This is a genomic window from Paraburkholderia sp. GAS206C (assembly GCF_050435645.1).
Lineage (GTDB): Bacteria > Pseudomonadota > Gammaproteobacteria > Burkholderiales > Burkholderiaceae > Paraburkholderia > Paraburkholderia phenazinium_B.
On sequence record NZ_JBNDKR010000001.1, the window covers coordinates 284,066 to 302,377 of the forward strand.

At 63.8% G+C, this 18,312-nt stretch carries 16 protein-coding genes and 1 pseudogene; 5 read left to right on the forward strand and 12 right to left on the reverse strand.

The genetic code is table 11. From position 1 onward, the window contains the following. Positions 1 to 97: 97 nt before the first annotated feature. The 4 genes from P3T20_RS01345 (at position 98) to P3T20_RS01360 (ending at position 2,531) form a co-directional block, all read left to right on the forward strand. Positions 98 to 1,117 carry a DUF2891 domain-containing protein gene (locus P3T20_RS01345; RefSeq protein WP_429285811.1) on the forward strand — a complete coding sequence of 340 codons (1,020 nt, stop codon included), beginning with the start codon at positions 98 to 100 and terminating at the stop codon, positions 1,115 to 1,117. Positions 1,118 to 1,251: 134 nt separating this feature from the next. Continuing rightward, complete coding sequence (locus P3T20_RS01350; RefSeq protein WP_429285812.1) at positions 1,252 to 1,593, forward strand: hypothetical protein; 342 nt, start codon at positions 1,252 to 1,254, stop codon at positions 1,591 to 1,593. 140 nt (positions 1,594 to 1,733) lie between these two features. Then, positions 1,734 to 1,868 (forward strand): hypothetical protein, encoded by a 135-nt coding sequence (locus tag P3T20_RS01355; RefSeq protein ID WP_429285813.1) that lies wholly within the window; start codon positions 1,734 to 1,736, stop codon positions 1,866 to 1,868. 426 nt (positions 1,869 to 2,294) lie between these two features. After that, positions 2,295 to 2,531 carry a hypothetical protein gene (locus P3T20_RS01360; RefSeq protein WP_074268851.1) on the forward strand — a complete coding sequence of 79 codons (237 nt, stop codon included), beginning with the start codon at positions 2,295 to 2,297 and terminating at the stop codon, positions 2,529 to 2,531. Between the two features lie 43 nt (positions 2,532 to 2,574). On the opposite strand, the gene P3T20_RS01365 is transcribed toward P3T20_RS01360, so the two are convergent. Genes P3T20_RS01365 through hflK form a run of 4 tightly spaced genes read right to left on the reverse strand, consistent with a single transcriptional unit; the run spans position 2,575 to position 8,943 of the window. Next, complete coding sequence (locus P3T20_RS01365) at positions 2,575 to 4,725, reverse strand: heavy metal translocating P-type ATPase (RefSeq protein ID WP_429285814.1); 2,151 nt, start codon at positions 4,723 to 4,725, stop codon at positions 2,575 to 2,577. Further along, on the reverse strand, positions 4,722 to 5,927 hold the full coding sequence (locus P3T20_RS01370) for an SPFH domain-containing protein (protein WP_429285815.1): 1,206 nt from the start codon (positions 5,925 to 5,927) through the stop codon (positions 4,722 to 4,724). Before P3T20_RS01370 ends, P3T20_RS01365 begins: the two co-directional genes overlap by 4 nt. After that, positions 5,924 to 6,997 carry a protease modulator HflC gene (hflC, locus tag P3T20_RS01375; RefSeq protein ID WP_429285816.1) on the reverse strand — a complete coding sequence of 358 codons (1,074 nt, stop codon included), beginning with the start codon at positions 6,995 to 6,997 and terminating at the stop codon, positions 5,924 to 5,926. Before hflC ends, P3T20_RS01370 begins: the two co-directional genes overlap by 4 nt. Positions 6,998 to 7,047: 50 nt before the next feature. Then, on the reverse strand, positions 7,048 to 8,943 hold the full coding sequence (gene hflK, locus P3T20_RS01380; protein ID WP_429285817.1) for a protease modulator HflK: 1,896 nt from the start codon (positions 8,941 to 8,943) through the stop codon (positions 7,048 to 7,050). 516 nt (positions 8,944 to 9,459) lie between these two features. Here hflK and P3T20_RS01385 point away from each other — a divergent pair. Continuing rightward, positions 9,460 to 9,738, forward strand: coding sequence for a hypothetical protein (locus P3T20_RS01385; RefSeq protein ID WP_429285818.1), 279 nt, complete (start codon positions 9,460 to 9,462; stop codon positions 9,736 to 9,738). 52 nt (positions 9,739 to 9,790) lie between these two features. Here P3T20_RS01385 and P3T20_RS01390 read toward each other — a convergent pair whose 3' ends face one another. From P3T20_RS01390 to P3T20_RS01425, 8 genes and pseudogenes are all read right to left on the reverse strand, one after another. After that, entirely contained in the window at positions 9,791 to 10,135 is a 345-nt protein-coding gene (locus P3T20_RS01390; RefSeq protein WP_074268855.1) for a superinfection immunity protein, read from the reverse strand. A 109-nt stretch (positions 10,136 to 10,244) separates the two neighbouring features. Next, positions 10,245 to 10,523: a hypothetical protein gene (locus P3T20_RS01395; RefSeq protein ID WP_074268856.1), complete on the reverse strand. Its 279-nt coding sequence runs from the start codon at positions 10,521 to 10,523 to the stop codon at positions 10,245 to 10,247. Between the two features lie 167 nt (positions 10,524 to 10,690). After that, a pseudogene (locus P3T20_RS01400) lies at positions 10,691 to 11,348 on the reverse strand (glutathione S-transferase family protein). Between the two features lie 142 nt (positions 11,349 to 11,490). Further along, on the reverse strand, positions 11,491 to 12,732 hold the full coding sequence (locus P3T20_RS01405) for an ATP-binding protein (protein ID WP_429285819.1): 1,242 nt from the start codon (positions 12,730 to 12,732) through the stop codon (positions 11,491 to 11,493). 256 nt (positions 12,733 to 12,988) lie between these two features. Beyond that, positions 12,989 to 14,413 (reverse strand): MFS transporter, encoded by a 1,425-nt coding sequence (locus tag P3T20_RS01410; RefSeq protein ID WP_429285820.1) that lies wholly within the window; start codon positions 14,411 to 14,413, stop codon positions 12,989 to 12,991. Between the two features lie 137 nt (positions 14,414 to 14,550). After that, a complete protein-coding gene (locus tag P3T20_RS01415) occupies positions 14,551 to 16,194 on the reverse strand; it encodes an FGGY-family carbohydrate kinase (protein WP_429285821.1) in 1,644 nt (547 codons plus the stop codon). 2 nt (positions 16,195 to 16,196) lie between these two features. Further along, positions 16,197 to 16,925 carry an SDR family oxidoreductase gene (locus tag P3T20_RS01420; protein WP_429285822.1) on the reverse strand — a complete coding sequence of 243 codons (729 nt, stop codon included), beginning with the start codon at positions 16,923 to 16,925 and terminating at the stop codon, positions 16,197 to 16,199. A 102-nt stretch (positions 16,926 to 17,027) separates the two neighbouring features. Then, positions 17,028 to 18,311, reverse strand: a complete 1,284-nt coding sequence (locus tag P3T20_RS01425) for a sugar ABC transporter permease (protein WP_429285823.1) — start codon at positions 18,309 to 18,311, stop codon at positions 17,028 to 17,030. Position 18,312 lies beyond the last annotated feature (1 nt).

Sequence of the window (18,312 nt, forward strand, 5' to 3'; positions counted from 1 at the left end):
AGGCACAATGACGTACCGCACTACTGCTGTTGACCGTCAACACCGTGCTGATGTATCTCTTCATATTCCGCTTCCGACCCGCTACAGGCGAGACGCCATGACTGCCCAACTCACCCCCGCTATCGCATCCAAATTCGCTAATCTGGCGCTGGATCACCTCACCCGCGAGTATCCGAACAAGCTGACGCATTCGCTTGAAGGTCCGCAAGACGTCCAGGGACCACGCGCACTGCACCCGATCTTCTACGGCAGCTACGACTGGCATTCCTGCGTGCATGGCTACTGGCTTATCCTCCATCTTCTCGAACGCTTTCCCGGGTTGCCCGAGGCGGCGCGCATCGTCGCCGTCGTCGACGAGCATTTCACCGAAGCCAATGTAGCCGGCGAGCGCGCCTATCTCGACCTGCCGCAAAATCGCGGCTTCGAGCGGCCGTACGGCTGGGGCTGGCTGCTGGCGTTATCCGCACAGATCGACGCGCTGAAACTGCGCAAGCATCCCCACGCCGCGCGCTGGAGCGAAACCTTCGCACCGCTAACCGAAGTCTTCATCCAACGCTTTGAAGAGTTTCTGCCCAAGGCCACCTATCCGCTACGCGTGGGCACGCATTTCAACATGGCGTTTGCGCTCGCCCTGACGCTTGACTTCGCACGGCAAACCTCACATGAATCGCTGGCGGCGCTGGTGATCGAAACCGCGCGCCGCTGGTATCTGGATGACGTCGCGTGTCAGGCGTGGGAACCGGCGGGAGATGAATTCCTCTCGCCGTCGTTGATGGAAGCCGAGTTGATGCGGCGAGTGCTGCCGGGCGCGCAATTCGCCACATGGTTCGACGCATTTCTACCGGAGCTCGCCGCGCAAAAACCAGCCACCCTGTTCGAACCGGTCACCGTGACCGATCGCAGCGACGGCAAGATCGCTCACCTCGACGGCCTCAATCTGAGCCGCGCATGGTGTCAGCGCTCGATCGCCCGCGCGCTGCCGGACGACGACGCGCGTCGCACGCTGCTCAACGAAGCGGCCGAGCGGCATCTGGACAGCGCGCTCGAGCATGTGGCCGGCGACTACATGGGAGAGCACTGGCTCGCAACCTTTGCGACGCTCGCGCTCGAAACGTAATGAGTGCCTCGGCTCCGGCGCACTGACACACCACCCCTCACGACCCACGTCCACTGTTTCTGTAAACGGTGGACACAATTGTTCTGGAACTTGGCGAGCGCGTTTCTTTCTTAAGAGAATCGAGGGAGACAATCATGCTTCGCCTAATTGCGGCGCTCGGGGTGGTGGCAGTTCTGGCCGGCTGCGCCGTCGCGCCAGGTTATGGATATCCGTACTACGACGGGCCGGCCTACCCGGACTACGGACAAGCCTACTATCCCGACTACGGTTACGGGTACGGCTATGGATACGCACCGGCCTACGGTTCGGTCAGCATCTGGGGTGGCGGCGGCGGTTGCTGTTACTACGGGCACGGCGGCCGGTACTGGCATGGCGGCAGCGGCTGGCACGGAGGCGGTGGCTGGCATGGTGGCGGTGGCCACGGCGGTGGCGGCGGTAACTGGCACGGTGGCGGCGGACACGGTCAGGGGCATTGAGCCGTTCGGCCCCTCTCGCTTCGGCCGGCCATGAAGCCGGCCGGTCAGGTTTTTGCAATTCCTTAACATTAACGTTCCACAACTGGGGCTAAGATAGCGGGCCGTTCACCAACAAGGTCGATCTGACCCAGGAAAACCCCATGAAGAAAATTTTGCTTGCCATCACGCTCGCCGCCGTCACTATTGGCGTCATCGCTCCGGCTTCCGCCGAGGAACACCATCCGGTGTGCCACAAAGTAAAGGTTCATGGCCACTGGCAAAAGCGCTGCCACTAAGGCGCTGCCTGAGCCGCGGCTGACGCCGGGGCTTGCTGCCGCTGGAAACTACAGCGGCTGCGCAAACCGGCAGCAAAGAAAAAAATGGCCGCAGATTGCTCTGCGGCCATTCCATATGCGCGGCTTCACTTCACCACGTTCTCATCACTGTGCGCCCAATCTGGCGCGGCCCCGTTAATCATCCCCGTAATCAGAATTAGCAACACTTAGTTACGTTTGGTTACAGTCTAGGCGTTTTGGGAAAGCTTTCTATCATGGTTTTCCTTAGTATCCTCGCGACCCGCCACAGCCCGGCCGCAACCGCCCGTAGCGCTTTCCTGGCGCTTCATGCAGCTTGCCATCCTGCCAATTTGAGCTAGAGTTTTAATTAGACAAAACAACAAAAAGCTGGCGCAGACCAGGTACAAACCACCGCGGGGGCGGAAGATGCTTACACTAATCGATCAGGACATCGCGCATATCACGCGCGTTATGAAGCCATCGGTGTGCGGGGATTTCGGCGGATGCATCCTGCCACCGGACTACTGGCGCAAGCGTCTGTTCAGACTGCTCGACGCCCATCACGTCACCAAACCCCAACTCTGCTCAATCGACGACTTGCTGTTGCAACTCGATGAGCTCGATGCGGCCATCAGGCACGGCAAGGTGACCGCCGATACGTAGCTCCATCGCTTTACTGCAGTCCCGGTCAATCCATCGCTGCGCTTCAATGCGGCGCGGCGGCGGTCTGCGCGTCATTCACATGCGTGTCCCGGCTCGGCTTCGATGCGGAATCCTCGTCGATCCGCAGTAGCCGTCCGGCGTTCGCGATCACGATGAACGTGCCGACGTTGTGCAGGATCGCCACCCACACCGCTCCTAGCAAACCGAGCGCAGCAAGCGCCATGATCTCGACAGTCCACAGCAATCCGATCGCCGCATTGATGCTGGCGGTGCGGCGGCAGCGCCGGCCAAGCCGGATGCAGGTCGGGATGCGGCGCAGATCGTCGCCGAGCAGCACGATATCGGCAGAGGCCACCGCGATATCGATCCCGCGTTCGCCCATCGCGATGCTGGTCGCGCCAGCCTTGATCGCCAGCACGTCGTTCAGGCCGTCGCCGACCACGAGCGGATGATGGCCCGCTTCGAGTTCGTGCATCACGTAGTCGAGCTTGTCGTGCGGCAGCGCTTGGGAGACGACCGTCTCGATGCCGACCTCGGCGGCCACCTTGCGCGCCACGGCATCGCGATCGCCCGTCAGCAGGGTTTGGCGCACGAGGCCAAGCTCGCGCAGTTCGGCGAGCGCACCGGCGGCTTCGGCGCGCAAGGCATCGGCGAAGCCGAACCAGGCGAGCAGCTTACCGTTGAGCGCGAGGCCGACACACGGGCCGTCGATGGAATCGGGCGACGGTTGCAAAGCCGTTACGTGGTCGCGCAGTAATTCCGCGCGACCGAGCACGGCGGTGCCGTCCGGCGTTTCCGCGACGACCCCGAGGCCGCGCAATTCGCGGGTGCGCTCGAACGGCGTGGCGTCGTGCCCGGTGGCTGATGTGGCTGACGTGGCTGAAGTCGCTGACGCGGATGATGTAGCCGATGCAGTAGACGCGTCCAACGCCGCATACCGCGTCAACGCCCGGCTCACCGGATGCGCACTTCCAGCCCCCAGCCGCGCCGCCAGCGCAACGGCCTCCGCTCGCGCCACGCCGGGCTGCGCGAACACATCCGCCACGCGCAGTTCTCCATGCGTGAGCGTGCCGGTCTTGTCGATCACCAGCGAATCGATCTCGGCAATCCGATCGAGAAATGCGGCGTTCCTGAACAACACGCCGTGCCGCGCACCCACCGCGATCCCGGCAATCGCCGTGGAAGGCGCGGCCAGCACCAGTGCGCACGGACATGCAGCGACGATCACCGCCAGCATCGCCGACGCATTGGCCGACGCGAACCAGACAATCGCCGCGATCAGCAGCACCAGCGCCAGATAACCGCCCATGTAGCGCTCGAGCACCTGGGTGATCGGCGGCTTCACCTGTTCTGCGCGTTGCAGCAGTTCGACGATTTTGCCGAGCGTCGAGTGCTCGCCCGCATGCGTAACTTCGATGCGCAGCGGGCCGTCGAGATTCAACGCGCCGCCGAACACCGCGGCGCCTTCATCCACATCGAGCGGCAACGACTCGCCGGTGATCGGCCCGTTGTCGACGCTCGAGCGGCCGCGCCGCACCAGGCCGTCGGCGGGAATCCGCGAACCGGCGGCCACCTCCACCATATCGCCGGCGCGGATCGCCTCGTAAGCCACTTCTTCGATCGTGCCATCGGTCCTGACGCGCCGGACGTTGCCCGAGGTCAGCCGGCCAAGCGCGCGGATCGCCTCTTGCGAACCCAGCACGCTGCGCTCTTCGAGCGCATGTCCGAAGGTCATGACGATCGGCAGCAAGGCCGCGGTCGTCATGTCGCCGGTCGCCCACGCTGCCAGCATGGCGAGCGCAATCAGCCGGTCGGTGACGCCATGCAGACTCGGCGACTTCAGGCTGTACCAGGCGCCGGTGAATACTGGCCCCGCCACCAGCAGCGACGAGAGTCCCGCCAATACTTCGGCGAGCTGCGCGCCGCCGGGTGCGAAGTAGCGCCATGCCATCGACAGCAGCAGCAGGCCGCCCGCCAGCAAAGCAAGCGCGATCTGCCGCGTGACGATGCTCCGTTCTGTAGCTGAGAGCGCGATGCCCGGTCCATCGTCATCGTGCGAATGAGCGGCGTGCGGGTCGTGGTCGTGGCTATGGCCGTGTTCATGCCCGGCGCCGTCAGCACCATGGGCACCATGCGCCAAATCACCCTCCCCACCGGGCGTAGCACGCTCAACCGGATCGATATGCGCGCTCATTGCATTTTCCCCGGCAGCACCAGACTCGATGCATCGTGCGGATCGATCGTCGTCACGCGTCCAGCCTTTGACAGGATCTGCTGGATCCGGTCGCGGTACGCACGCGCCAGCAAGCCCGGATCGCTGTTGGCGTCGAGCGGCGTTTCGAGTTGCAGGATCGTGGTGGTTTCAGCCTGCGCCGTCGCGACACGCTCGCTGGCGCTCGCCTGCGCGCTCTGCAGAATCTGATCCGCTGACTGCTGCGCGCCCTGGCGGATGTTCTCAGCCGTCGTGCGTGCATCGGCAATATTGCGGTCGGCGGTCTGCAGCGAGGTGAGCACCGAGTTGAACGCATCGACCGCAGTTGCCGGAAACTGCGCCTGCACATCCATGCGCGCTACCTCGATACCGAGGCCCGTATGCGCAGCCGCGAGCGCATTCAAATGGCGCTGCACCGCCTGCGCCATGTCGCCGCGCAACTGCTCGCGCTTGACCGCCATCTGCTGGTCGGACGACAGCAGTTCGGGACGCGCCACCAGAATCGAATCGAGGTCGCGCCCCGCCGTCACTTCGACCACCGCCGCTGCAACCACACGCTGTAACGCCGATTCGAGGCGCTCTTTTTGCAGCACGTAGGCGTACGGATCGACGACGCGATAGTAGAGCGTCGCGCTCAGTTGCACGACGCCTTCGTCGCCGGTCAGCACATAGCCTGAGCCGGCCAGCGCATCGGGCAACGTCGGGCCGGCGTTATCGGGCGAGCCGGCGTCGGAGTCGGGCGAGGCAGAGCCGAGCGATGTAGCTTCTGATGGGATTCCTAACGAATTGGCCTCACCAGGCGGCAGCGGCATCGTCTGACTGGATTGAGCCGATTGACTGGATTGCGTCGTAGCAGCCGGATCCGCAGCGCGAGCGCGCGGGTCGCGATCAAGCGAACTGATGCGCTGTTCCAGCACACGCGCGCCGCCGGGAATCAGCAGCACGGTTTCGAACGGTTGCGGCATCGCCACCAGCAACCCCGCGTCCTGCGTGCGCACGAAGGCGCCGAAACGCATCACGACAGCCCGGCTATCCGCGGGAATACGGCGGATATTCGAAGTGGCCCACACCCCTGCCGCGAGTAGCGCAATCACCACCACGAACCAGAACGCAAGGCGCACGGCCTGTGCGCCGGGTCCGAGCGACGGTGGTGTTGGCGACGACGTCTCCATGGCGGTACTCATGGGGTGTGCTTGCCCTTCTTCGATGGCGCAGGAGCTTGCGCTTGCGCTTGCGTCTGCTCGGCTTGCGTCACACCGAGTCCTGCGGGACCCTGCACGAGCACATTGAACGGCGCGGCGTCGGTGCGCAGGATCAGGTTCGTATTGGTGTTGACCACGCCGTTCAGCGTATCGAGCGAGCGCAGCATCGTATAAAGATGCGGGTTGCCCGCATAACTCTTGCCGTAGATCGCCGCCGCATCCTGGCGCGACTGCGCCTCGATCTGCGCAGCCTTGACGTTGGCATCGGCAATGGCAATGCGCGCATCACGATCCGCATCGGAACGAATCTGCGCGGCTTGCCGTTTGCCATCCGCGGTGCGTTGCGCAGCCACTGTTTCACGTTCGGCCCGCATGCGCTCGACAGTCGCCGAGAGCGTCACGGCGGGCAACGTCAGTTGCTCCAACCCGACCTGCACCACATGCACGCCATACGCCTGATAGAGCTGCGAATCGACCTGACGTCGCAGTTCATCTTCGAACGCGGCGATGCGCACCTGGCCCGGATTGGTGTTCACGAGCCAAGCGAGATCGAAGTCGGCCGAGGTGGTCTGCAACGCGGAGCCGAGCAGCGAGCGAATCTGCCGCGCCGCCTCATCAGGTTCGTTGCGCACGGCGCGCACAAAACGGCCGACATCGCTCGCGTTGGCCGGCACACGCCACGCCACATAGGCTTGCACGATGATGCGCAAGCCATCACGCGTGCCGACGTCCTGCAGGCCACTCGAGGTCGTATGCAAACGCAGGTCGACCGGCACGGCTGCTTCGATCGGCGCCGGCAAGCGCCACGCGAGGCCAGGCTCGAGCAGCACTCGCACTGGTTCGCCGAAGCGCGTCACCACGGTAGCCTGACCCGCCTGGACCTGAATGAAGCTCGCGACCGCAAACGCGATCACGACGCACAGCGCCGCCAGCGCCACACGCCAGTAGAAACCGGGGCCGCCGGTTGCCGCACCGCCGTGGCCGTGCGCATCACCGCCGCGGTGGTGATGCGCGTGACCATGAGCGTGCGCATGCGAATGATTCAAACTCACAATATCCCCCGAAGCCGTCTGTCCGATGCCACGCGGCGAGTACGTCGCCGTCAATAAACCCGCCGCGCCCCTGCCGCGTCGCCCGCACCGTATGAGCGCAGATCGATCGTGGCGCGGTTGCCGTCGACGAGCCGGTCGTCGATCACCGTGATATGGGCGTTCTGCAAACCCTTCTGCAGGCTATGCAGGTAGTACTCGAGCACAAACGCCGGGCCGCCTGCCTGGGCTGCGATCACGTCGGCGCTGAAACTGGTTTGCTGGACTTGCGCGGCCGAGGTGATATCGGCGGCCTGCGCGGTGGCTTGCGCAACCGCGGTCTCGGCCTGCTGCTGCGCATCGCCGAGCGACTGCGCGGCAAGCCCGCGCGCCTGCGCGACGCTCGCCTCCGAGCGGATCTGCGCTGCCTGCACGCTGTGCCACGCCGCCGATGCCCCCGCCGGCGGATGCACGCTTTCGATCACCACTGCCACCACATCGATGCCGCTCGACAGGCGATCGAGCTGGGTTTGCACCGCCCGCCGCAGCGTGTCGGCCATCACGGTCTGCCGCGTTTCGAGCAACGAATCGATCGTATGCGAGGCGAGGTAGCGCACCACTTCGCGATTGGCAATGGCCCGCACGGTGCCGGGTACGTCCTCGGCGCGATATAGCGAGGCGCGCGCCGCGGCATCCGAGAGACCAATGCGGTAATCGAGCCGCACGTCGGCGCTGACAATCTGGAAGTTCTGCCGGTCGCCACTCGCACCGGCGATCACCTGGCTCGTCTCGCCCTGATGCACGACGTCCCACAAGCGGTTCACCTGCTCGGGCGTCTGCGCGTCGGCGGGCACCAGCGGCGACGCGGCCGCGCTCTCTTCCGGCGAACCGGAGACGATCAGTTGATGGACCGCGCCGTTATCGATTGCGCGCGCCTTGCCAAACGGCCACGGCAGCGCCACATGCAGACCCGGTTGCCAGACCGCGACCGGCGCGCCGAATCGCTCGTAGACCGCACGTTGCTCGGGTCCGAGGATCACGATGCCCGTCAGCAGCCAGGCACACACGACGATCGTGCCAATGGCCGCGGGCAGCAAACGCACCACGCTTTGCAAGACCCAGTTCTGACGCAGATCGATGCCGTAGCGATTGCGCAGTTGTGCGCTGAAGCGGGCCAATGGCGAGGGCCGCAGACGCAGCAGACTCGCGATGAGACTGTCGGGCACGCTGGCGTCGCCGCTGCGCATATGGGGCGGCGCGAACCACGAGAACACGGCACGCAAGGCGAATTCAAGGGCAATGGCTGCGTTGAAAACCGCGAGGGCCCGCACCGGCCACACCGCGGCGATTTCCGCATAGGCAAGCAGCACGGCGCAGATCGCTGCGACCATCGCGCTCAGGAGCGCCACGCGCAGCACATTGGCGAGCGAGCCCCAGGCGCGGCCACGCGCGGCGTGCATCGCAAAGTACAGCTCAGCGACGAGCGTGCCGAACGCCAGCGCGAAGGCGGCGAGGCCGGCGATCAGCGCGGCGCTGGGCGGCCGCAGCACGGCAGCAAGCGCAAACTGGACCGGCGCGCGCCACGCGAGCGAGGCGACGGCCACGGAAAGCGCCGCGCACAGCAGCACCGCGAAGGGCTGCCAGCGAATCGCGCGCAGCGTCGCAAAGATCGTGTTGCTTAACGCGCCCCACCACGCGCGTTGCCACACACGGAAGCCTTGCGGATGGGGTGTTTTTTCCGCGGCGCGCGAACCGCCGGTATGAGCGAGACGGGCCGCCAACGCGACCGTAAACACATCGAGCCATGCGCTCGACAAGGCGGCACACCAGCGGATATCGAACCAGCCACCCTTGATGAGCGGCAACGCGGCGAGCACGAGAGCCAGCACCAGGCTGACCGAGGCGATCCGAGTGGCGGAAACCGGATAGCTGTGCGGTGTTTCTTCGTCGCTTTGCATCTGATGCAACATCGCTATCCTTGGATGACCCGCGCCGGGCCCCTGAACCCGGTCAACTAAAAACTGTATGTATTTCGTCAGGATTTTTTGGCAGCGCCGGCGGCGTGCGAGGCGAATTTAACGCGTCGGGATTCGAAACTCAAGCGAATCATGAACCTGGTGTGTTTAACGGCCGGCACGCTATTGCTGGATTGCATCCGGCGAATATCGACTTTCAAAGAGGCTTGAAAACGATTTACGCTGCCGGTTTAGTGACTGCCCCCGCAAACCCATTGCCGGCAGCAGAATCCGCAACGCACCTGCCTTGAAAATAGATAATCTGAAAAGCGAGGGCTTTTAAGGCGGTGGCGCCGTGGCTTGTCCGGGTTTTATGCGCGCGGTATGATTCTTCCTGAACGCCTACGAGATCACCTACGTAAAAACGGCCACCCAGGGTGGCCGTTGGTTTTTCTACCGCTTAATCGACGCCCGACACCCGGGCGTGCGCGCGAGCTCAACTCAAGCGCGTCAACTTTCTTCTTCGCCACTATGGACATCAACAAACAACTCGCCGCTCTCACCACGTCCGAACTGCAGACGGCCGGCGCCAGCCAGGCGACCGCCATCGCTGTGAGCGTGCTGCTTCGCCACTTTCAATCGCCCGCGCTTTCGAAGCTGCTGACAAATGCGTTCGAAAATCATCAGGCTGTGATGCTGCAGACGCCGTGGCCCGATCAGATGCTGCAATCGTTCGAAGCGACACGGCGCTTTCTCGAAGGCGCCGCTAAACCGGCCGCCAGCGACGACATTGCGCAAAACGCAGGCTGAAACTGACGCGGCTGAAACTCACCGCGCAAATGCGCCGGCCGGCGCCAGCACATTACGACTGACGAGCCACTACAGCACGCGTACGCACGCGAAGCTTGCCGACCATCTGGCTCTGCAACGCGGTGCGGCTTTGAGCGTGCGCCACCAGCTTGTCGATCGTCACGCGCGCCACGGCCCGATGCGTGCGCCTGACCAGATGGGTCAAACGCTTTTCGGTGGCTGGGCGACGTGCCCACATGAAAGCCGCAAGCCAGCCGATCACCGTCCAGCCGAGCAGCACATTGACCATCGTGATCGCAAAAGCGTCGTCGCGGTTATGCGCGTCCGCTTCGATCGACGGGATCATGTAAAGCGTAAATGCGCCGAGAACGGCTATGCCTTCAAGTATTTGCGTCATGACATCACCTCATTTTTCTGCCGCTCTAGTGCGCGATGACGTGACGGGCGGACCGGCTGCCTTGAGCCTTCAGGCCCACGCACACGTCCGACACCGTCACGCGACGCAATCAATGACCTGCGTACAGGCTGCGCGTCGTGGCCGAGAACTGACGGCTGCCCGATTCCGACGTAGCGCTAGCCACGCCGCCGTAAGAGCTGTCTGCCGTTGCGTTGCCGGTGCTGTCGCGTTCGGCGGCAACCACTTGCGCGCTCTGGCCGCGTTGCGAGACCGGTGCGCCGACCGACGGACGATAGAACGGTGCCGGGCCGTAGCCGCTGGCAAAAGCCGGAGCAGCCACGGCTGCGGAAACGGCGACGAGCAATGCTGCGATCAGTTTGGTTTTCATGATGAACCTCCAATGTGCTTTCGAGTAACGGGGTGCGCTGCGAACTGCCCTGTGCAGCGCGACATTGGAAGGTAGTTTAGGGGAACCCTATCGAAAGTCTATGTCGATAGGGCGAAATCACAATTTTCAGATTTCGAACAATTCCGCTGGGCAACCCTACTGGCGAGTCAATCTCGGTCCGGTGCGCCGAGCGGGAAGTACGCGCGGTATGGACGCGCTTCGTCGACGGCGCGCGAAAGACGGTCGCGCAAGCAGGCGTCGACGGTAGGCCAGCACATTGGCAAACGAAGCATCGATCCTATGCGTCCAGTCCGCGTAGAACAGAAACGGCGCAGCGGCGCAATCGGCCAGACTAAAGGTATCGCCTGCCGCCCATTCGCGGCCGGACATGGCCTTGTCGAGCCATGCGTAGGCGGTATCGAGCATGGCGCGGGCATCGGCCACGCCACGGGGATCGCGCTCGGCTTCGCCGCGCAGGCAGTCGCCAACCACTTTCTGCTGCGGCGTCGAGATGTAGTTGTCGAAAAAGCGGTCCATGCTGCGGACCTCGAGCGCCGCGCGCGGATCCGTCGGCAACAGCGAGACCGGCCCAGGATGGTAAAGGCCCAGATATTCGATGATGACAGTCGCCTCCATCACCGGACGGCCAGCGTCGACGAGCACCGGAAACTTTCTGAACGGCCACAACGCCGTGAGCTCTTCCATCACCTCCGGTTTGTCGTGGGACAGTTGGCGGAACTCGAACGGCGTGTGGTTTTCGTACAGCGCGACCAGCACCTTCTGGCAATACGAGGAAAAGGGGTGAGCGTAGAGCTTCAATGTCATCGCGATCTCCGGGCGTCAGGAAAGCTGCCCGGGCAAGGATAGCCGGGAAAAGCAGCTTTACCCTACGACGAACCGCGGTCGCCTGAATCGACAAGCACACCAGTTTGAGCGCGCCTGGTGGCGAACGCCTGACGCGACACCCTCAATTAGCCGGCAAAACAAGCCGCACCCACAGACCACCATCGGGATGATTACCCAGTTTCAGACTGGCGCCGCAACTACGCGCCAGTCGCGCGACCACCGAAAGCCCCAGGCCCCAGTGCTGGGTCAGGCTGTGTGTCTCGTTCAGACGCACGAACGATGGCGTCGCGCCCGGCATCTGGCTCGCGCTGATGCCATGGCCATGATCGCGCACGCTGAGGTGCCAGCCGTGCTGATCGCGTGACGTCCTGATCTCGATGGGCGGCTCGCCGTGCGCGAGCGCGTTGTCGACCAGATTGGTCATCAGGCGTTCGAGCAGCGGCCGCGACATCATGAACTGCGGCCCCGCCTTCAGATCGCAGGCGAACAATGCGCCGTCCATGGTGCCGATCATCGAAAAGCGGTCGCGCAGGAAACTATCCACGGAAACCTGTTGCTCTTCACTGTCGCCGTGTCCCGCCACGTCGAGCAGTTGCTGTGCGATGTCGGAAAACGAATCGATATCTTCGACGAAGCCCACCCGCTTGTTCCACTCGCTGACTTCGAGCGCACGGGTTCGCAGGCGTGCAGCCTGGTACTCCATATGCCGCGCGAGTCCGGCAAGCACCGCAGCCTGCGCTTCGATCGCCTCGTTGCGGCGCCGGGCCATTTCGTTGAAGGCGCGCACCACGTGACGCAATTCGCTCGGTCCTTCCTCGCGGACGGTTGGCGCGACGCGGCGGCCACAAGCTGTTTCGCGCGCGGCGTGTGCCACGTTGCGCAGCGGGCGCTGCACGCGCCAGAGGCTCAGACACGCGAGGATGAGCATCACGAGCGACATCACCCACTCCGCGACCGCGAAGCGCGAGTCCAGCGGCGCTGCCGGAGCAGCGCCGGCGAAAGGCGAATCGTCATGAAGTCCGTTCGACGAACCCGGCGTCGACGGTGCGGCGATGTCCATCAAAGCGCCGGCAGCGGGTACTTCATAGACGGCCGGGCGAACGTCGACAATCCTCGGCCTTGCTGCGAGATCGAGCTTCATCGTCGCCGGCACCAGCGAGACGGGCGCCACTGGCGCACCCCACGTCCCGCCGGCGTTGTCCAGCGGATCGTCGGCGAAAGCGCGCCCGGTGAAGACAGCAGTCTGCAGAGCACGGTCGTCGCTACCCGCGGCCGGATCGGAAACCAGCAGCGTGACGCAGGCATGGACCGAGATCAGCACCAGCATCGACAGCAATATGGTTCTTACAAACAAGGTATTCAACGATTCCTCTTCGTTGTCAGTCGAAGGTCACTCGGGCCGGATGGGGCGCCGGGCAAACGGGATGTTTGGCGGTCAGGGTAAAGAATCTGCTTTTGCGTCCGTTAACCTTAAGAGAGACGGTAGTGTATGGATGCGAACCGCACGTACGAACCCGCACCCTGATAGTCCCCCACTCCGGCCACATTAAAACCTGCGAATAAGCCCCTGCGCGCGACAAGTCCTTACACAATATTTCCTAGACTTTCAAAAAGTAAGATCAGCGGGAGATTTTCTCCAGCTCCAGGCCCTTGGTGCGCGGGCCCATCAGACCGATCGCCAGCATCACGATCAGCATCGCGCCTGCGATAAACACGAACACGCCCGTGGTACCGAACGCCTTGAGCACGGCGGCGATCAGAAAAGCCGTAAAAATCGCCGAGAAGCGGCTCCACGAGTACACAAAGCCGACGGCCCGCGCACGGATGCTGGTCGGAAACAGTTCCGACTGGTAAGCGTGGAAGCTATACGACATGACGTTGTTGGCCAGCGTCAGGCCCACGCCGAGGCTCACCAGCAGCACAGCCTCCGAGACCTGACTGAACCATAGCCCGCAGACGATGTTGGCCGCCGCCATCACGACGATCACCGTCTTGCGCTCGAAGCGGTCGCCGATAAACAGGCCGATGATCGGCCCGATCGGCGCCGCGAGCGCGATCACGCTCGAATACATCAGGCTCGTGGTCACCGTGATGCCCTGCCTGATCAGCAGCGTGGGCACCCAGTTCGCAAAACCGTAGAAACCAACGGTCTGAAACACGTTGAAGATCGTCATCATCAGGGTGCGGTTGCGGTACGGCGGCACCCACATGTCGCGAAAGCTGCCGCGCGGAGCAACCGGCATCGGCGCAGCGGGCGGCGGCAGTTCGCGGCCATATTCGCTGCGCACGCTGGCTTCGAGTTCGCTCATCACGCGATCCGCTTCGGCGAGCCGCCCCTGCTGGGCAAGCCAGCGCGGACTCTCCGGCAACGCGCGGCGGATCCACCAGACGAACAGCGCACCATGCGCGCCGATCAGCACCACCCAGCGCCAGCCGTCGAGACCCAGCAACGCGTGTGGCACGAGCAGATAAGAAAGAAACGCCACCACCGGCACGGACACGAAGCCGACCGCCTGCTCGCAGGCGAAGGCCCGTCCGCGGATTTCCTTGGGCACCAGTTCAGAAATGTACGTCCCGATCGTGACAAGTTCGACGCCGATGCCGACGCCCGCCAGGAAACGCCAGAAGTTGAGACCCGTAGCGCTCTCCTGGAAAGCCATCACGACGTTGGCGACGGTGTACCACAGCAGCGAATACGTGAAGACTGCGCGGCGGCCGAAGCGGTCGGCAAGAAAGCCGCACGCGATGGTGCCGATAAAGAGGCCGGCGAACAACGCGGCGATAAAGCTCGCGACACCGGTCGTGCCGAACAGGCCATGGGTCGTAGCCGTCAGCAACCCGCTTTTGACGAGACCCGGCGCGACGTAGCCGGTGTAGAGCAGATCGTAGAGTTCGAAGAAGAAGCCGAGGCTCAGCAGAACCACGAGCTTCCAGATGGAACGCGTGGCGGGCAAGCGGTCGAGGCGCGCGGAAATCGTGCCGGCATCCAGCACCGCTGCGCCGTGCGCGGACGTGATGGACCCGGACGGGTCGGGGCTTGCCATGAGGTCTCCTTCTTCGGGTATGAGGCCGGTCTTGAGCCGGCGCTCCGAAGCAGGAGTGCCGGGCCAAAGACCCGGCGAGCATTCTAGCCGCGTGCGCGCTTCACGTGTTCGAAGGATGCGATCGCGTCATTGCAGACCTAGCGGATTTCTCTGGCCACGTTCTGCAACTGCTTGAACGCGCGGAACCGGGCCTCGTGCCTTGCTGCGACGTCGCCAGTGGCCGGCTCGTAGGTCTTGCTGATCTGCGACATCCGCGCCATTGCCGTGCGCACGTCGTCGAACTGTCCGCCCGCCACGCCGCCCAGCATGGCTGCGCCGAGCAGGACGGGCTCTTCCGCCTGGATGGCGAGAACGGGCTTGCCCGTCGCATCGGCGAGCAGCTGGCGAACCAGATCGAGCCGCCCCGCTCCACCGCTGATCACCACGCGCTCGATCGGCGCACCAGCCGCAGCCTGCACTTCGATGATCTGGCGCAGGCCGTAACCGATGCTGCAAATGCCGGCAATGTAGAGAGCAACCAGGCTGTCCAGGTCGTCTTCCATTCCAAGGCCTGCAATCACGGCTCTGGCGTGGGGATCGGCGAACGGCGCACGGTTTCCGAGGAACTCTGGAACGACATGCAGGCCGTCGGCCAGCGATACCACCCCGGACAGGTTGTCCGCCGCCTGCGCGGCAAGCGAGGCCAGCAAGGTAGGCAAGGATTGGCCCTCCTGCTCGGCACGGCTTCGGGCATCGGAGGCCGCGGGATGCATCGAAATCAGCCGTTCGATCGCAGCGCCCGCCACCGATTGACCGCCCTCGTTGAGCCATGCGTCCGGTACCATCGCCGAAAAATAAGGCCCCCATACGCCGGGCACGAACACAGGCGTGCGGGTCGTCGTCATCGTGCATGACGAGGTGCCGAAGACGTAGGCGAGACACGACTCGGGCGCACCATCTGCGCCCACCGTGCCGATGCCACCGGCATGCGCATCGATCACGCCTGTGGCAACCGGCGTTCCCCTGCGCAGGCCAAGCTCTGCCGCGGCCTCTGCCGTCAATCCGTTGCCCAACGGCGTCCCCGCGTCGACGACACTCTGCCCGATACGCGCAAAGCCCTCGTCCGCCAGCACGCCCAGGCCGACGCTGCGGAAATAGCTTTCGTCCCAGCGCCGCTCGTGCGCCAGATAGGTCCATTTGCAGGTGACAGTGCAGGTGGAACGCGAAAGATCACCGGTCGCGCGCCAGGTCAGGAAGTCGGTCAGATCGAAGAACTGCCATGCGGCCGCGAAGACCTGCGGCCTGTTCTCGAGCAGCCAGAGCAGCTTCGGCGTCTCCATCTCCGGCGAAATCTTGCCACCGACAAACTTCAGCACCTCGTGGCCGCCCGCGTTGATGCGCTCGGCCTGCTCAACCGCACGATGGTCCATCCACACGATGATGTCGCGCTCAGCCTGCTCCGACGGCCCCACAGGCAACGACTGCCCGCTCTCGCCCAGCACGACGAGCGAGCAAGTGGCGTCAAAGCCGATCCCGGCGATCTGATCGGGCGACACTGCAGCCTGCGCCAGCGCCTCCTTGACGGAATCGCAGACGGCGCTCCAGATCTCGGCGCTCGACTGCTCGACAATCGAGCCGCTCGCGTGAAACAGCGTGATGTCGCGTTTTGCCGTGGCCACCATGTGGCCGGCGAGGTCGAAGATGCCGGCCCGGGCGCTGCCCGTGCCCACGTCCACGCCGACGACGTAGCGCGCGGCGTGCGCGCTGCCTGCCGCGCTGGAGGTTGGATTGTCAGAAGTCATAGTCACAGATCGACGCTATTCGGAAGTATCACGATATCGCGAATGGTCACATTGCGGGGCCGCGTCAGCATGAAGAGCACCGCTTCGGCGACCTCGTTCGGCTGCATCAGGCTGCCGGAGGCGAGCGCCTCGTCCATCTTCGCCTTCGGCCAGTCGTCGAGCAATGCCGTGACGACCGGACCTGGCGCCACCGCGCCGACCCGCACGCCGTGCTTCGAGAGCTGGCGCCGGGTTGTATGAACGAAGGCCTGCACCGCGAATTTGGAAGCGGTGTAGATCGGCTCCCACACTACCGGGACGATCCCCGCGATCGAACTGGTGAAGACGATATCACCCGATTTCTGCGCGACCAGATGCGGCAGCACGGCGTGCACCGAGCGGAAAGCGGCATTGATGTTCAGGTTCAGCATGCGGTCCCACTCGTCGGGATTGCCGTCCTTGATTTCACCGCCGACGTAGGCGCCGGCGTTGGCGTGGAAGATATCGAGGCCGCCGGCGAGGTCGAGGATCTTCGGCAGCATTCCCGAAACCTCTGCGGGCTGAAGCAGATCGACGACTAGCGGAAAAGCGTTCGGTCCCAGTTCGGCGCAGAGTTGTGCGAGCCGGTCCTGTGCTCGATCGATCAGCACGACTTTCGCGCCTTCCGCGATGAGCGCACGCGCGCATGCGAGGCCGATACCCGAGGCCGCACCTGTGATGGCGGCGACCTTTCCTTTGATGGATTCAGACATTGATTACTCTCCAGTCCCATGCAGTTGACTGCGGTCGACCAGCGTTTGCGCTTTAGCGCGTTACGCTGGTCCCGCGCAACGAAGTTACGAAATTCTCTGGATTTACGCGCGGCCATGTGAAACGCGGGACTGACGCGCCAGCGAATCGACGATCACCGCAATCGCCAGCACCGCGCCAGTGATCATGAAACGCAGCGACGACGACAGATTCAGCAAGGTCAAACCACTCGCAATCGACTGGATCACAATGATCCCCAACACCGCCGAATACGCGCTGCCGCGCCCGCCGAACAGACTGGTGCCGCCGATCACCGCCGCCGCAATAGCGTTCAGATTGACGTCGCCGGTGCCCGCCTGCTGACTGGCCGAAGCCAGCCGTGCCGCGGTCAACACGCCGCCGAGCGCGGCAAGGCTCGCGCACAACACAAACGCGCTCGTATAGATAGCGCCGACATTGATACCCGCCCGCCGCGCCGCCTCGTGATTACCACCGACCGCATGCATCGAGCGGCCCCAACGCGTCCTCTTCAGCGCATAGTCCATGGCGACCGCGATGCCGAGAAAGAGGCCAAACATCAACGGAACACCTCGTCCGCGGTTAAGGTAGGCCACAACAATCTCCAGCAGCACCGTGATGGCAAGCGCGCGTATGACGAGGCTACCGACCGACGGCGCAGAAAGATTCGACGCCTGACGCCGCTCCCGCGTCCGCAACCCAAGCACCAGCATCACCGCACCCGGTACCAATGCAATGACATACGAAACGAAGGCGGGAATGACGATCAACTGACCGAGGTTCACCATCGCGGTGTCATAAGGCAGATTGATCGACCCGCTGGCACCAAGCACGTAGAGCTGCATCCCGAGTATCGCGAGCAGGCCAGCCAGCGTCGCCACAAAGCTTGGCATGCCTAACCGGTTGAGTAGCAGCGCATACACTGCACCCACCACCGCGCCGACGACGATGGCCGCGAGAATAGCCAGCAGCACTGGCCAGCCGTGATTGACCCACAGCATCCCGAGGAGGGCCGAAGCGAAGCCGCTCATCGAACCTACCGATAAATCGATCTGCCCCACCATCAGCACGCAAACGATGCCCAGCGAAATCACGCCCACCGTGGAGCAGTCGAACAGCAGATTGACCAGGTTATCGGCCGATAGAAACACCGGGTTCAGGCTAGTGAACACGGTCCATATGATGATCAGCCCCGCGACCACCGGCAGCGATCCGAGATCGCCCGAACGCACCCGCTCGACGAACGCGGACACGGTGCCGCCAATCCCGCTGGCGTGCTTGACACGCACGTCGCTGCGATCGAGCAGCGTGGCAGGCTTCACCGCGCCCTGCGTATCAGGCTGTGGAGCGCCTTGCAGTTCTTTACTCATG